This is a genomic window from Streptomyces sp. NRRL B-1347 (genome assembly GCF_000720325.1).
Taxonomy (GTDB): Bacteria; Actinomycetota; Actinomycetes; order Streptomycetales; family Streptomycetaceae; genus Streptomyces.
Genome location: NZ_JOJM01000007.1, coordinates 98,429 through 112,434 on the forward strand (window position 1 = coordinate 98,429; position 14,006 = coordinate 112,434).

General features: G+C 72.9%; 11 protein-coding genes. 4 read left to right on the forward strand and 7 right to left on the reverse strand.

The window, feature by feature from the left end; translation table 11 throughout:
- Positions 1–14 precede the first annotated feature (14 nt).
- The gene (locus tag IG74_RS0109930; RefSeq protein WP_051854739.1) at positions 15–809 is read left to right on the forward strand and encodes an AfsR/SARP family transcriptional regulator; all 795 of its coding nucleotides are present in this window, start codon (positions 15–17) and stop codon (positions 807–809) included.
- 295 nt (positions 810–1,104) lie between these two features.
- Here the strand turns inward: IG74_RS0109930 and IG74_RS0109935 are convergent, their stop codons facing one another.
- From IG74_RS0109935 to IG74_RS0109965, 7 genes are all read right to left on the reverse strand, one after another.
- Positions 1,105–2,457, reverse strand: coding sequence for a hypothetical protein (locus tag IG74_RS0109935; protein ID WP_158857561.1), 1,353 nt, complete (start codon positions 2,455–2,457; stop codon positions 1,105–1,107).
- Positions 2,444–3,538, reverse strand: a complete 1,095-nt coding sequence (locus IG74_RS0109940; protein ID WP_030673039.1) for a caspase family protein — start codon at positions 3,536–3,538, stop codon at positions 2,444–2,446. The genes IG74_RS0109935 and IG74_RS0109940 overlap by 14 nt, the downstream gene beginning before the upstream one ends.
- 45 nt (positions 3,539–3,583) lie before the next feature.
- Complete coding sequence (locus tag IG74_RS0109945) at positions 3,584–5,086, reverse strand: hypothetical protein (protein WP_030673042.1); 1,503 nt, start codon at positions 5,084–5,086, stop codon at positions 3,584–3,586.
- Positions 5,087–5,241: 155 nt separating this feature from the next.
- Positions 5,242–6,270 (reverse strand): hypothetical protein, encoded by a 1,029-nt coding sequence (locus tag IG74_RS0109950; RefSeq protein WP_158857563.1) that lies wholly within the window; start codon positions 6,268–6,270, stop codon positions 5,242–5,244.
- A gap of 75 nt (positions 6,271–6,345) precedes the next feature.
- Positions 6,346–7,173, reverse strand: coding sequence for a transporter substrate-binding domain-containing protein (locus IG74_RS0109955; RefSeq protein ID WP_030673049.1), 828 nt, complete (start codon positions 7,171–7,173; stop codon positions 6,346–6,348).
- Positions 7,174–7,235: 62 nt separating this feature from the next.
- A complete protein-coding gene (locus IG74_RS0109960) occupies positions 7,236–8,840 on the reverse strand; it encodes a M81 family metallopeptidase (RefSeq protein ID WP_030673053.1) in 1,605 nt (534 codons plus the stop codon).
- A gap of 2 nt (positions 8,841–8,842) precedes the next feature.
- On the reverse strand, positions 8,843–10,054 hold the full coding sequence (locus IG74_RS0109965) for an ROK family transcriptional regulator (protein WP_030673056.1): 1,212 nt from the start codon (positions 10,052–10,054) through the stop codon (positions 8,843–8,845).
- Positions 10,055–10,280: 226 nt separating this feature from the next.
- Between IG74_RS0109965 and IG74_RS0109970 the strand changes: the two genes are divergently transcribed.
- The 3 genes from IG74_RS0109970 to IG74_RS0109980 are packed head-to-tail and all read left to right on the forward strand — an operon-like array spanning position 10,281 to position 13,995.
- Entirely contained in the window at positions 10,281–12,134 is a 1,854-nt protein-coding gene (locus IG74_RS0109970; protein ID WP_037824965.1) for a peptide ABC transporter substrate-binding protein, read from the forward strand.
- Positions 12,131–13,081, forward strand: coding sequence for an ABC transporter permease (locus IG74_RS0109975; RefSeq protein ID WP_030673061.1), 951 nt, complete (start codon positions 12,131–12,133; stop codon positions 13,079–13,081). The genes IG74_RS0109970 and IG74_RS0109975 overlap by 4 nt, the downstream gene beginning before the upstream one ends.
- Complete coding sequence (locus tag IG74_RS0109980; RefSeq protein ID WP_030673064.1) at positions 13,078–13,995, forward strand: ABC transporter permease; 918 nt, start codon at positions 13,078–13,080, stop codon at positions 13,993–13,995. Before IG74_RS0109975 ends, IG74_RS0109980 begins: the two co-directional genes overlap by 4 nt.
- The last annotated feature ends 11 nt before the right edge of the window (positions 13,996–14,006 follow it).

Consider the following 14,006-nt stretch of genomic DNA (forward strand, 5'->3'; position numbering starts at 1 on the left):
CTGGAGGTGGCTCGATGGCTTCGTTCACGTGCGCGGCGGCCGGTGCCGAACGGCCCGCGCTGCGACTGCGCCTGCTCGGCGGATTCCTCCTCACCCGTGAGGGCACGGCGAGCGGTGAGAACCGCGGGAACGAAGGGGACCGCGCGTGCTGTTGCGGCTGGGGCGGCGAGCCGGTGGAGGTGCCCGCCAGCGGGCAGCAGGTCCTCGCCCGGCTCGCGCTGTGCGGCACGGCCACGCGCTCGACGCTCGCGGGCACGCTGTGGCCGGACGCCACCGAGGCGCGGGCCCGCGCCAGTCTGCGGACCGCCATGTGGCGCCTGAACGGGGCGGGTTCGGCCCTGTCGGACGCGCGCGGCGGCGCCCTCGCGCTCAGCCGCAAGGTGCGCGTCGACATCCAGGACTTCACGGCGGCCGCGCGCCAGGTCCTCGCGGGGGCACCGGTGCGGCTGCGCTCGGCGTACGAAGTGCTGCTGTGCGGCGGCGAGTTGCTGCCCGGCTGGCAACAGGACTGGGTGTCCTTCGAGCGGGAGCGGCTGCACCAGCTGCGGCTGCACGCCCTGGAGGCGCTGTCGGCGCGGCTCGTGGCGACGCGCGCCTACGGTCCCGCCCTGGAGGCGGCCCTGGAGAGCACCCGCATCGACCCGCTGCGGGAGAGCGCCCATCGCGCGGTGGTCTCCGTGCACCTCGCGGAGCACAACCTGACCGAGGCGGTGCGGCAGTACGAGACGTTCCGCGGGCTGCTGCGCGGGGAACTCGGCGTCGAGCCGTCCGGGATGTTCGCGGAGATGCTGCGGCACGCGACGGTGTGAACCGGTGGTGTGACGCGGCGGTGACGCCCGCACGTCACGATGGACCTGCCTCGTCCAGGATGCGGGGAGAAGGGGGAACTCCCCTGGTTGAGCGAAGTGCCGGCCGACCGGCCACCACCATGGTGCGCTCACGCCCTGGACGGGGCTTTCCCGCGCCCGGGACCCGCCGGGGGCCTTCCCACGCCCGGGAGACCCGCCGGGGCCGGGCGCGCCGGACCCGTGGAGGGGCTGAACCACCCCCCGCGTGGCTCAGCCCCCGCTCCCCCGGAACCCGCCGCGCCGGCGGGCACGTCCCTCACCCGGCCCCGGTCCCGCGCAGCCCCTCGATCGCCCGCTCCACCGGCCGGTGCGGCAGACCCGTCCTGCGGCACAGCTCGTCCCGCGACACGTCGTGCAGGACGTCCGCCACGGCCCGGCCCTCCAGGTCCGCGATCTCCTGGACGTAGGCCTGGACGCGGCTGACCGCGTCGGACGCCAGCGGGCGGGCGCCGCCCACGCCGCGCGGCGCGAGTCCGCCGCGGGCCGTCAGGCCGCCCGGCCAGCGCTCCTGCTCCAGCCAGGTCGTCCACACGCCGCGCCCCACCAGGCGCTCGGCGACGCCCTCCGCCGCGGAGCCGTCCTCGATCACCCCGGGGTCGGTCGCGTCCGCCTCGATCAGCAGTCGGCAGGAGGCCGCCAGCATGGGCGGCGACGCGACCCGCGCGGGCGGCCCGTCGATCAGGGTGCGCAGCGCGGCGACGTCCGGGTGGCCGGGCAGGTGCGGGGTGAGCCGTCGCACGACCTCGTCGAGGCGCCGCAGGTCGGGCCGGTGGTCGAGCAGCATCGCGTGCGCGCCGATGACACCGAGGAACGGATCCACGCTCCGCGAGTCCAGCATCGGGAACAGCTGCTGGTCCGAGATGAGGTCGAGGCCCTGGCGAAGGCCGGAGAGCGCCGCCTCGCGGGCGAGGCTCAGCTCCTCGTCGGCGGGGCTCCAGCCGGTGCCGAGCCGCGCCATCTCCACGGAGGCGTGCTGGGGCTGGGCGCCGCGCGGGCCGTTGCTGACGAACACGAGGGTGGTCCAGCCCTCCGACACCCACAGCGCCTGGGCGAGGGGCAGGCCCTCGCCCGACGGCTTGCGCAGCCGGAGCCGGTAGCCACCGGGCGCCAGCGGGCCGCTCCACGCCGACCAGCCCTGCTGCTCGTCGACGCGCCAGCCGACCTCGCCGCCGTCCACGGCAGCGCCGCTCTCCGCGGTGATCTGCAGGGCGTACGGGTCGAGCCGCAAGGCGCGGCGCAGATTGCGCAGCAGCACCATCAGGCTGGGCGCGCCCGCCTGGTGCGTGGACTCCCGGCTCCAGCGCAGCGCGGCACTCCGGTGCTCGTCGTGGGTGGTGGCGGTCCGCCGGACGGGCACCGGGGCCGGGACCCGGGGCAGCGGCAGGCGCTCCGTGAACGCCTCGTCGCCGACCTCGACGAACTGGGTGGCGACGGCGCCCGCGAAGCGCTGCTCGATGCGGTAGATGCCGGGCGGCACGGTCGTCTCGATGGTGCCCATGCCGTAGGCGACCTCGCTCAGCGTCTCGTCGGTGACGGTGACCAGGACCGACGGGGTGTCGGGGATGACGACGAACGGCACCTCGGGGCGCGCCTTGTCAGAACTGGACACCGTGGCCACCTCCGGTGACGACCTCGAAGAATCCGCCGTCCCTGAAGTCCGGCGCCGCCGGGCTCTCCGGCACGACCTTGTACAGACCCGGTACGAGCGGCTCGACGTGTTCGGCCCCGACGGCTCCGGCGGTTCCGGCAGCCCCGGCGGCTCCGTCGACGTACAGCCGCCGCGGCTCGGTGACGTCGCGGCCGCGCAGCTCCACCCAGCCGCGGAAGCCCGCGGGGAAGCGCAGCGTCACCGGATAGGAGCCGACGCCCTGGAGGCCTTCCGCGAAGACGATGGGCGTGCTGGTCTCCCGCAGGAACCGGGCCTCCTGCGGGACGAGCGCCTCGGCGGTGCGGTCCATCACGTGGCGGCGCACGTAGTCGGTGAGGCTGTCGGACGTGACCTTGCCCTCGGAGGTGACGGTGCCGCCGCCCGCCCCGCGCAGGCCCTCGATCAGCGCGCTGGTGAAGTGCCCGCGGGCCCGGTTCGGATCGGGCGCCTGCTGCTCGTAGGCCGGATCGCCGAGCGACGTCGCGTAGCCGACGAGGCACTCGACCTTGTCGGGCGCCTCGGTGGTGTCCGTGAACGGCGGTCCGAAGGCCGCGACGCCGCCGAAGCGGGTGCGGCAGCAGTCGGCGAGGAAGACGATCTCGTGGAACGGCGACGCCGACTCGTACCAGGACAGGTAGGGGCGCACCGCGATGTGGTTGCCGAGCAGGTCGATCGCGGCGTTGGCCATGAGCAGCGCGGCGTCGCCGCCGAACGGGGCGATGCCGTGGCCCGCGAGGAACACGTACAGGCGCGTGTCGGCCCAGTTGCCGCCCTCGTCGACGGCCTTGCGGACCGCGCGGTGGGCCAGGTACAGGGCCCGGTTGACGCTCTCGCGGGTCGGCACCGCGGTCATCACGTCGGCCTCGCGCTCGTCGCGCTCGGTGGCTGTGACCAGGGCGACGTTGCGCTCCGGTACGTTGCCTCCGGTCGGGTCGACCAGCCAGTCGCGGAACCGGCCCGCGTCGCCGCGGGCGCCGCGCAGATCGCTGATCGCCGGATAGCGGTTGATGCCGACGACCACGGCGTAGTGCAGGTCGTTCATCGAGTTTTCCCCCTGGTGGAGCTGTTCCCCCCGGCCGCGCGGCCGTCAGTCGGCGAGCATCCGGGCCAGGCTGGCCAGGACCTCCGGGTCGTCGTCGAATCCGGCGTGGCTGCGGGCGCCGGAGGTGAGCCCCGGGCCGCCGTCCACCGGCGACCACACGGTGCGGCCGGCGTCCGCGCGCAGGAAGGCCCGCAGGTCCCGCACGTCCGCGCCGTCGGTGTCGCCCTCGGCCGTGAACCAGCGCTGCATGCCCGCGAGGGGCGACACCGCGGTCTCCCCCTCCGGCCCGCGCTCCAGGACGCCGGAGACGAAGTACAGCAGGGAGCGCGGGTACAGGAAGGGCACCAGTTGGTCGGCGCGTTCGGCCGCGTCGGTCATGGTGAACATCCGCAGCCTGTCGAAGAGTTCGGCCTGGCGGCGCACCACCCCCGCCAGGTGGCCGACGGTGCAGGCGGGCGCGAGGAGGACGACGTCGTGGACGCGGAAGTCCGCGGGCAGCGGGTCGTCGGCGTCGGCGCGCCTGCGGGCCAGGTCCGTGAGGAGGTTGCCGATGAAGACGGCGCCCGCGCTGTGCCCGACCAGGGTCACCCGGGGCCTGCTCCCGGAGGCCAGCAACCGGCTGAAGCGGTCGAGGAAGTAGCGTCCGGCGCGGGGTTCGGCGGCGTCCGCGAAGGTGTCCGCGGTCTGCCGCTTCATCGCGTCCCAGACGGCCGCGCCGACGTTGGCGAGGTAGAACTCGCGGAGTATCTCCTCGACGACGGTCGGGTACAGGCCGTGGTCGGTGCGGTGCCGGAAACGGGCGACGACGGCGGAGACCACGCGCACCGTCTTGCGCACCAGGAGCGCGGAGGTGACCACGGCCCGGCGGTTCTCCGCGTCGGCGGTCTCCGCGGCGAGCTCGGCCACCGTGTCCGGTGACATGAGAGTGGCGACCGCCGCGCGCCCCCCGTCGATGTCGCGCGCGGCGGTCGTCGCGGGAGCCGAGCGCAGGACCGAGCCCACGATCTCCCGGTTGCGCTCGGCGAGTTCGGTGTCCGCCGCGAGGTCGGCGGTGATGCGCACCCGCTCGGCCTCGCTCAGCGCGGGGACCTCGGCGGGCGGTGTGAGCCGCGCGTACGGCTCCTGGCCCGTGCGCAGCAGGGCGAGTTCGCGGGCCACGGCGCGCGTCGACGGCACGGTGAAGCTGCCGAGCGCGCGCTGGCCCGGCTGCTGGAAGACGATGCCGGAGGCGAAGCGCACGACCCGGTTCAGGAGGGTCTGGAAGACGCCCTCGCTGAGGATCTGCGGCAGGTTGCCGCGCAGCGTCTCCAGGAGGCCGCTGCTCCACACGAAGAACACCGGCTCGGCGCCCGCGGCCTCGTACACCGGGGCGAGCCGCTCGGCCGTCACGAAGCCGAGCACGTCGTCGACGAGCCCGCCGTGGAAGTGCAGGACGACGCTCGGCCGGTCCTTCAGGCGCGCGACGAGCGCGTCGATGTCGTCGGTGGTGGTCGAGGCGAGCCGCCCGCTCGTCCCGCTGTGGACACAGTTCCTGCGGGATGGGTGCATCGCGCGAACCTCCGGACCGCCCGGAGCTCACCGCAGCCGTCTGCGGCGCCCCTCAGCTCCTGGCGGCTGCCACCGTAGGCCGCCGACGGGCGGCCCGGCATCGGGGACGGGCCCAGGGATTACCCCGGGGTGCGGCGGCCACGGGTGCGCCGCTGTCAGAACTCGGCCCGGGCGAAGGGCTTCTCGCCGTTCTGTGCCTGCTGAGCGCGCTCGGCGAGCATGCGGGTCAGGGTGTTGAGGTCGGCGGGCTCCAGGGAGGAGTCGCCGGTGCGGTACGTGATCCAGGTGACGACCGTGCCGACGCGGGCGCCCGCCACCGCCTCCGAAGCGTTCACGATCTTCTTCCGGTACGCGATGCTCTCGTCTCCCACCGGATCGATCGACATGGGGTCGTAGAGGTCCGTGTTGCGGTTCTGGCTCTCGCGGACGGCCTTGAACCGCGCGGCGGCGTGCTCCGCCGTGTCGTAGGTCTCCACTGCGAAATAGGCTCCGTCGGACGGCTCCATCTCGTGGCGTACCGTGCCGCCGAACAGCGCCCCCGTGCAGGCCTGACCGCAGTCGTCGTAGATGGCGCCCTTGTTGACGTCCGGCGGGTCCGTGATGACCCAGCCTCCGGGCAGGGCCCCGGAGTCCGGCAGGATCGCGTTGACGTCCGACTCGTTCTTCAGCGCGGTGACCCGTCGGCCGTCGGAGCCCTGCGAGCCACCCCCGTCGTCGTCCGTGAGGCCGTTCAGGACGCTGCGGAAGCCGAGCACAAGCAGCACGGCCAGGACGACGCCGATGCTGGTGAGGGCGATGAGCACGCCCCGGGTGCGGGGCAGTTCGACGGGGCCGATGACGATGGTGCTGTGGTCGGCGTTGCCGCCGATGTTGATCTGCTGGTGGACGGTCGGCGGGGCGGCGGGCGGCGGGGGCGCCGCAGGTTCGAGGGCGGCCCGGAGCCGGCGGGCGAACTCCGGGTCCTCCTCAAGGAGTGCGGTCAGCCGGGCGTGGACGTCGTCGGCCGCGCCGTCGGGGACCGGTTCGGCGTCGAGCCGGCGCAGCGCGCCGCGCCCCTCCTCGGACCGTTCGAGGCCGCCCCTGACCAGTTGTCTCACTTCGTCGACCACCGCGGTTCCCGCACCGGAGGCGACCCCCGTCGTCATGGCGGTGACGGCCATGCTCGCCAGCTCTGCTAAGGACATGCGCACAGTTTGGCGCGTGCATGTCGACTTTGTCAGGGGTTCGGGGCCGCACCGGCCCCCGCCGTCCCGCGTCCGCTACTCCAGCCACTCCGCCTCGTACGCCGCGTACGTCCCGTCGTGGGTGGCGAGGTGCACGAACTGGTCGACGTACTCCTTGAACTCCTCGTCCCCGCGCGGCAGCGCGTAGGCCTTCTCGGCGAAGGTGAAGGGCTTGTCCGGGTGGACCGAGCACAGTTCGGGGTGGAGCCGCGCCTGGTAGCGGGTCTCGCTCGCGTCCGTCATCATCACGTCCGCGCGGCCGTCGACGATCTCCTGGAAGATCGTGGTGTTGTCCGGGTGGAGGGTGAGCGCGGCCCGCTTGATGTGGGCGCGGGCGAACTGCTCGTTCGTGCCGCCGGGGTTGACGATCACCCGGGTGCCGGGCTTGTCGATCCGGTCGAGGGTGTCGTACTTGCCCTTGTCCGCGCAGCGCGTGATCGGGGTCTTGCCGTCCTCGCGGGTCGGCTCGCTGAAGTACGCCTTGCGGGCGCGCGGCAGGGTGATGGAGACGCCGCCGACGGCGATGTCACAGCGGCGGTCGGCCACGTCGTCGACGATCTCCTTCCAGCTGGTGGCGACGTACTTGGGCTTCGCGTCGAGGGACTTGGCCAGGTCACGGGCCATGTCGATGTCGATGCCGCGATAGCCGCCGTAGGCCTCGCGGTGCGTGAAGGGGCGGTAGTCGCCGGTCGTGCACACGCGCAGCACGCCCCGCTTCGGCACGGAGTCCAGGAGGCTGCCCTTGTCCCGGCCCTTGTCCCGGTCCGGGCCGTGCCCCGTGCCGTGGCCGCCGGGCGCGGCGGGCGCGGCCGCTGTCACGGCGAGCAGACAGACCAGGGCGGACAGGGTGGCGGCACGCTTCATGGCGGACGGTTCCTCTCGTACGGGCGACGCTGACCGGGGCGTTTGCGGACGGGCTCAGGCTCTCAGGGGGCGAGCGGCGGGAGGTGGACCGCCGTCAGGTCGGGGCCCGCGCCCTCCTCGTACGCGTCCTCGTCGAAGGGGTAGAGGGGGCGCTCCACGCGGTGGTGGCCGAGCCGTTCGAGGTCCTGGTCGACGCCGCCGGGCGTGAGCGCGAGCAGCCAGTCGGCGGCCATGTCGTACAGCTCCGGCTCCAGATAGCCGATCTTCACGACGACCACGTCGTACGTCCTCGGGTCGATGTTGAGGCCGCCGTCGGCGGGACCCGTGAAGTCGGCGAGGGTGTGGAACGGCTTGCGGTGCGCGACGAGGATCAGCGTGAGCCCGCCGACGCGGACGGCCGCCGTGTCGACGCCCCGGTCGTACGCGCCGCCCTCGGCGCGGTCCTTCTGGTCGGTGGCGCGCTGCAACGCCTCGACGGTGCCGGTGAGTTCGTACGGTCCGCCGTGGCCCGTGTCGACCTTGCCGCCCACGGACAGCGTCACCTCGGCGCCGACGCCCGCCGCGAAGCACCGGGCGACGGCGACGGGGTCGGTGATGCCGGGGTGCAGGGCGGTGACGCGCCCTGAGCGGATCGCGTCGTTGGCCAGCAGCCGGGCCAGCATGTACGCGAGGTCGCCCGCGCCGCCCGCGGTGGGGTTGTCGCCGGAGTCGCTGATGAGGAAGGGCCGCTTGTCGGAGGCCACCGCCTTCTCTATGCACTCGTCGGCGCCGCCGGTCGGCCCGACGAAGACGAAGTCGCGGCGCGCCTCCCAGTAGCGGCGGGCGAGCCGCTCGGCCTCGGCGGCGGCGAGACCGGGGTCGTCGCCGGTGACGACGACGGCGGCGCGGCAGCGCGGCTCGTCGGCCCAGGCGTAGCCGACCCACAGGGCCGCGTCGAGGATGCCGGGCAGCTTCTCGATGCCGGCGAGCGAGGCGTACAGGGACTTGGCGGGCTCCAGGCGCGTGCTGGTCTTCTCGCCGGGCAGGAGCACCGGCACCTGCACCCAGGCGCGGTGCGGCCGCCTGCCCTCGCGCAGACAGCGCACCAGGTTGCGGGCGGCGCGCTCGCGGGTCTCCCAGGCGTCCTCGTGCGGGGCGAGGCGGTGCGCGGTGAGCAGGTCGACGGGTGCGGCGAAGCGGCGCGAGACGTTGCCGTGCAGATCCATGGCCGCGGAGATCATGGGGCGGCCGCCGCGGTCCGCAGCGCCGTCAGGGGTGCCCACGAAGTCCAGGGCCGCGCGCACCGCCTCGGTCAGGTCTGCCTCGGCGTCGGTGAGGCCGACGACGCTCATGGCACCGTGGATGTCGTACACGAGCCCGTCGAGCGGGCCCGCGCGCCGGATGCGGGTGACGAGTTCGTCCTTGAGGGTCAGATACGACTCGGCCTCCACGGTGCCGCCGGGCAGCGACGTGGCGTGCAGGAGCGGCACCCACTCGACCGGTCCGCCGAGGCAGGTGAGGTCGCTGTCCTCGCGGGTCCAGGCGTAGCGGTCGAGGAGCTCTTGGCCGCGGGTCTGCCGGAAGTCGTCGGTGGTGGAGCGGTGCGGGCAGAACGTGGAGGACTCGATGCCGATGCCGCCGATGCCGATGCGCAGCGGGCGGCCGGTGACGGGCTCGGTGCTGGTCATGTTCAGGCGCTCTCTTCCTGGCGGGGGGCGGGCTGCTCGCGCGGGGTGGGGAGCGGCTCCCGGGACGGCGCGGCCAGCTCCTCGCGCAGGGCGGTGAGGCCCGCGCCGAGCAGGCCCGCGTCGGGTCCCGTGACGGTGGTGGTGATCTCCAGGTCCGCGGTGGCGAGCGGCAGGCAGCGTTCGTACAGGACCCCGCGCACGGCGGCGACCAGGGGCTCGGCGGTGGCGAGCACCCCACCGAGCGCCACCGCCTGCGGGTTGAAGAAGTTCACGACGACGGACAGGACCGTGCCGATGTGCCGGCCCGCGGTGCGCACCAGGGTCGTGGCCCGGGGGTCGCCGTCGGCGACGAGCCGGAGCAGTTCGCTCGTGGAGCCCACTTCGACGCCCTGCGCGGCGAGTTCGCGGATCAGCGCGGCGCCGCTGGCGACGGTCTCCAGGCAGCCGATGTTGCCGCAGCTGCACGGGCGCTCGCCCGCCGCCTCGATGCGGACGTGGCTGATGTCCCCGGCCGCGCCGTTGGCGCCGTCGTGCGGGCGGCCCGCCGCGATGACGCCGCTGCCGATGCCGCGGCCCGCCTTGACCACGACGAGGTGGTCGAGTTCGGGCCGGGCGGCGCGATGCTCGCCGACGGCCATCATCGTGGCGTCGTTCTCGACGGTCACGGGCATGCCGAGGCGTTCGGCGAGCACGTCGCGCAGCGGGTAGCGGTGCCAGCCGGGCATCCGCGAGGGGCTGAGCACACAGCCGTCGCCGGGTCTGACGGGGCCGGGGAAGGCGACGCCGAGGGCGCGCACCGTGCGGCCCGCCGCGCGCTCCCGGGCGGCGAGCCCGGCCACGCGGTCGCACAGCCACTCGACGACGGGCTCGGGCCCCGCCGTGATGTCGTGCGGCAGGTCCACCGGGTCGAGGACGCCGCCGCCGAGGTCGACGGCGCCGAGCCGGGCGTGGTGGCTGCCGAGGTCGGCGGCGAGCGCGACCCCGCCCTGGGTGCGCACCCGCAGGAGCCGGGGGCGGCGCCCGCCGCGGGAGGCCCCCTCGCCGGACTCGGTGAGCACCCCCGCGGCCACCAGCTCCTGCACGCGCAGCGAGACCGTGGACGGCGCGAGGCCCAGCTCCCGGACGAGATCGGCCCGCGACGTGGCCGCGCCCGACGACACCAGATGCACGATGTGCTGCGCCGATCCGGGCTCGCCGTGTGCGCCGCTTGCCATATCGCCCCCGTACGTTCGACGAGTTGTTTCGCATGCCGACTGAACACTAGGTCGCGACAAAGGAAGTTGACCAGACCTTCGAAGAAATGGCCGCCCCCTTCCGGCTTTTCGCAGTCTTTGCCGAACGAAGCTCTTGACTTGCTTTTCTCCTCAGGCCTAGCGTGCGGCCCTCCCACCGCTCAAACGTGCGGATCCGGTCCCGGCAGCTCCTGGAGGCCTCCGAACCATGCGTGCACTGAAGGCGGCCGCGGCCGTGGGCCTCGCGCTCGCGGCCCTCACCGGCTGCACCCGCGAAGGCGGCCGCGTCGACATGGGCCCGACCGGCGGCGTCCCGGTCGAGGGCGGCACCGCGACCATGGCCCTGCCGCCCGCCGCGACGCCCAACTGGATCTTCCCGATCGGCGCGCCCGGCTACGGCGCCTCGTACAACTACGGCATCCAGAGCCTGCTCTTCATGCCGGTGTACGACGCCGTGCAGGACCGGCGGAAGGGCGAGCTGACCACGCACGGCCCGAGCACCCTGGGCTTGGAGCCGACGTACAGCGACGGCAACAGGACCGTCACCGTGCCGCTGCGCAAGGGCGTGAAGTGGTCCGACGGCAAGCCGGTCACGGCCCGCGACCTGGAGTTCTGGTTCAACCTCGTCAAGGCCAACAAGGCCTCCTGGGGCAACTACTCGGTCGGCACGATGCCCGACAACGTCAAGCGCTTCGAGACGCTCGACGACCACACCGTGCGGCTGCGCCTGAGCCGCGCGTACAACCCGGACTGGTTCACCGCCAACCAGCTCACCCTGATGCGGGCGCTGCCCCAGCACGCCTGGGGCGCGACCTCCGACGGGGGCGAAGTCGGTGACTTCGACCGTACGAAGAAGGGCGCCGAGGCGGTCTTCGCCCGGCTGACCCGGCACGCGAAGCGCCTCGGCTCGTACGGCAGCGACCCGCTGTGGAAGACCGTCAACGGGCCCTGGAAGCTGGCGGGGTGGCGCGACAACGGCCAGGTCACCATCGTGCCGAACGAGAGGTTCACCGGCCCCCGGTCCCAGCGCCCGCACCTGGACAAGGTCGTCTTCAAGCCCTTCACCACCGCCGACTCCGAGTACAACGTGCTGCGCTCCGGAGGCGTCGACTACGGCTACATCCCGCCGTCGGTGATGGCGCAGAAGGAGAAGTTCGAGGAGAAGGGCTACCGCGTCGACCCCTGGGAGGGCTGGGCGGCCACGTACATCGTCTACAACTTCAACTCCACACACGCGGGCCCGCCGCTGCGCCAGCTCTACGTGCGGCAGGCCATGCAGCACCTCGTCGACCAGAAGGCGATGAGCGAGGTCATCTGGCAGGGCAGCGCCACGCCGACGCTCGGCCCGGTGCCCGTCACACCGAAGAGCCAGTACCTGTCGCCCGCCATGGAACGCGACCAGTACCCGTTCTCCGTGGCCCGGGCCAAGGCGCTGCTCGCAGCCCACGGCTGGCGGAACGACGGCGGCACCGCCCGCTGCGAACGCCCCGGCACGGGCCCCGACGAGTGCGGCGCGGGCATCGCGAAGGACACGCCCCTGAAGCTGACGCTGCTGTCCCAGTCCGGCTCCACGGAGACCACGAACATGATGCAGGAGCTCAAGTCGTCCCTGTCCAAGGCGGGCATCGAGCTGACGGTGCGCCAGCAGCCGCTCAACTCGGTCCTCGGCAACTCCGTGCCGTGCACGGCGAAGGACCCCGGCTGCGACTGGGACATGTCGTTCTTCGGCACGGCGGGCAGCTGGTACTACCCGCTCAACCCCAGCGGCGAGCAGCTGTTCTCCACCGGCGCCTCCGCCAACTTCGGCAACTACAGCGACGAACGGGCCGACCGGATCATCCGCGCCGTGCAGTACGCGCCGGACATGAAGGCCGTGCACGCCTACGGCGAGTACCTCGCGGAGCAGCTGCCGGTCATGTGGATGCCCAACCCCGCCTACCAGGTGTCGGTGATCCGCAACGACCTGCGGGGCGTCGAGCAGAACCCGACCGTCACGTTCGCGCCCCAGGACTGGTACTACGTCAAGAAGGCCCCGCGGGGCGAGAAGGGCGGGGCCAAGTGACCGCGTTCCTGCTCAAGCGCTTCCTCCAGGCGCTCGTCGTGCTGTTCCTGGTGTCGATCATCGTGTTCGTGCTGCTTCACCAGCTGCCCGGCGGCCCCGCACGCGCCATCCTCGGCCCCAAGGGCACGCCTCAGCAGATCCAGGACTTCAACCACCAGCAGGGCTACGACCGTTCGCTGCCCACGCAGTACGGCATGTACCTCAAGCGCCTGCTCACCGGCGACCTGGGCGACTCCTACAAGCTCAACTCGCCCGTCTTCGAGCTGCTCAAGCAGCGGCTGCCCAAGACGCTGCTCCTGACGGTCCTCTCGACCGCCCTCGCCGTCGTCATCGCCGTCCCGCTGGGCCTGCTCCAGGCGGTGCGGCGCGGCAAGGCGGCCGACTACGCGCTCACAGGCCTCGCGTTCCTGCTGTACGCCACGCCGGTGTTCTTCCTCGGCCTCGTCATGATCATCGTGTTCGCGCAGGTCCTGCCCGTCCTCCCGGCGGAGGCACCGCAGGGCGAGTCGGTCGGCGAGCTGCTCGGGGACTTCACGGGCCTGGTGCTCCCGGTGGTGACGATGGCGTTCGGCATCGTGGCGATGTTCAGCCGCTACATGCGCTCGGCCGTCCTCGACAACCTCACCGAGGACTACGTCCGCACGGCCATGGCCAAGGGGCAGTCGAGCCGCCGCGTGCTCGTCCGGCACGTGCTGCGCAACGCCCTGATCCCGCTGGCCACCCTCCTCGGCCTGTATCTGCCGACGCTGTTCAGCGGGGCCCTCGTCGTCGAGTCGATGTTCAACTACCCGGGCATGGGGCTGCTGTTCTGGAACGCCGCCCAGGGCTCGGACTTCCCCGTGCTGCTCGGCGTGACGCTCGTCGTCGGCATCGCCACCGTCGTCGGCTCCCTGCTCACCGACGTCCTGTACGCCGTCCTCGACCCCCGGATTCGGAGCGTGGCATGACCACCACGACGGCCCCTGTCCCGGCTCCCGGGACCGCTCCGGGCCACGAGGAGGCCGCGCTCGCGACACCCTCGCTCGCCCGCCGCACCCTGCGCGTCTTCACCGGCAACAAGCTCGCCCTCACCGGCGTGGTCGTCCTGGTGCTGCTGCTCGCCTTCAGCTACCTCGGCCCGCTCCTGTACGACACCGAGCAGGTCCACACCGACCTGTCGCAGGCCAACCTCTCCCCCGGCACCGACGGGCACCTGCTCGGCACCACCGACCTCGGCTACGACATGGTGGGCCGCCTCATGGTCGCCGGGCGCACCTCGCTGGAGATCGGCCTCGCGGCGGGGCTCCTCGCGACGCTCTTCGGGACCGTGTACGGCGCGGTCTCCGGCTACTTCGGCGGCTGGGTGGACGCCGCGATGATGCGGATCACCGACGCGGCGCTCGCCGTCCCCGCGATGTTCCTGCTCGTCGTGGTCGCCGCGATCATCACGCCCAGCAAGGGCGTGCTCGTCCTCATCATCGCGGCCGTCGCCTGGCTGTCCCCGGCCCGCCTCGTGCGCGGCGAGGCGCTGTCGCTGCGCGACCGGGAGTACGTCCAGGCCATGCGGATGATGGGCGGCGGTGGCGCGCGGGCGGTCTTCAAGCACATCGTGCCGAACGCGATCGGCACCGTCATCGTCAACTGCACGTTCCAGATCGCCGACGCCATCCTCTACGTCAGCTATCTGGCGTTCCTCGGCCTGAGCATCCCGCCGCCGTCGGCCGACTGGGGCTCGATGCTGTCCGCCGGGATCACGTACACGCAGAACGGCTACTGGTGGCTGATCTTCCCGCCGGGCATCGCGATCGTGCTGGTCGTCGCCGCGTTCAACTTCATCGGTGACGGGCTGCGGGACGCCTTCGAAGTACGGCTGCGGAAGTAGGGACTCCACGA